This window comes from Endozoicomonas sp. SESOKO3 (assembly GCF_024606255.1).
In genome coordinates this window covers 1-1,097 of the sequence record NZ_JAHHPR010000696.1, presented here as the reverse complement: position 1 = coordinate 1,097, position 1,097 = coordinate 1, and the positions used below count along the sequence as shown (strand labels likewise).

The 1,097-nt window shown below is 49.0% G+C and carries 2 protein-coding genes; both read right to left on the bottom strand.

Annotated elements, in window-relative coordinates; genetic code table 11:
- Positions 1–315 (bottom strand): response regulator (locus KDK18_RS12265; protein WP_257255210.1); only part of this gene is annotated, 315 nt, incomplete at its 3' end.
- A 322-nt stretch (positions 316–637) separates the two neighbouring features.
- Positions 638–1,097 (bottom strand): 4-hydroxybenzoate octaprenyltransferase (locus KDK18_RS12260; RefSeq protein ID WP_257255209.1); only part of this gene is annotated, 460 nt, incomplete at its 5' end.

The following is a 1,097-nucleotide window of genomic DNA, read 5'->3' as shown; positions in this document are numbered from 1 at the left end:
GGTGATATAGTCATCGGCTCCGGTCTCGAGTCCCTGGATTTTGTGGTCTTCTTCACCTTTGGCCGTCAACATGACGATGGGGATTTCAGAAGTCAGCTCGTTGCGCTTTAGACGACGAGCCAGTTCTATGCCGGAGACATCGGGCAACATCCAGTCCAGCAGGATCAAATCTGGTTTGTTATCCACGATCAGAGAGTGCGCTTCTTTCGCATCAGCTGCCTCAAGACAATCATACCCTGCCATTTCCAGAGCAACAGTCACCATTTCGCGAATCGGTGCTTCGTCATCTACGATCAGAATGGTCTTTCCTGGCATTAATCTCTACCTGTTATCTGTCGATTCGATTTCGGCGGTGACTTTCTGGCATCTGTCAGCAGCAGCTCGTTGGGTCTTTACCGGAAGGGTAATGTCTTTTTGATCGCTCAGAGCTGTTTTGATCGCTCAGAGCTGCTTCTCGTTACTTTGATCAACCGCACTATACACCGGACATTACACCTTTGAAATGTTACAGACAGATGACACACCCCAGACTGCCACCAGACTCTGAAAACAAAAATATTGCTTAAGAGCTCGCAGGACATGGTTTTTAGCCATTTATGCCGGTACATACCACTAGGATTTCAAACCGCATTGCATATCAAAGATAGCTCACCACAAACCCGACAAAGACAATGGCTCCAGCCCAGTGGTTGTTAAGAAATGCCTTAAAGCAGGCCTCACGCTCACGACGACGAGTTAACCATTGCTGATAAACGAAAAGGGCTGCAACAGCGATCAGTGAGAGAAAGTACAGAACGCCCAACTCCAGCTGATGGCCTACCATGGCGAGAGTTAGCAGAGTAAGCACTTGCAGGCTACCTACGATCAGGTTATCCATCTCACCAAACAGAATAGCAGTGGACTTGATGCCTACTTTCAGATCATCGTCTCGATCCACCATGGCGTATTGAGTATCGTAAGCCACCGTCCAGAAAAGATTGGCCAGAAACATCAGCCAGACGATGTTTCCCAGGGCTCCGCTCTGAGCCGCAAAAGCCATGGGTATCGACCAACCAAAAGCAGCCCCCAGAACCACCTGAGGCAGATGAGTATGTCTT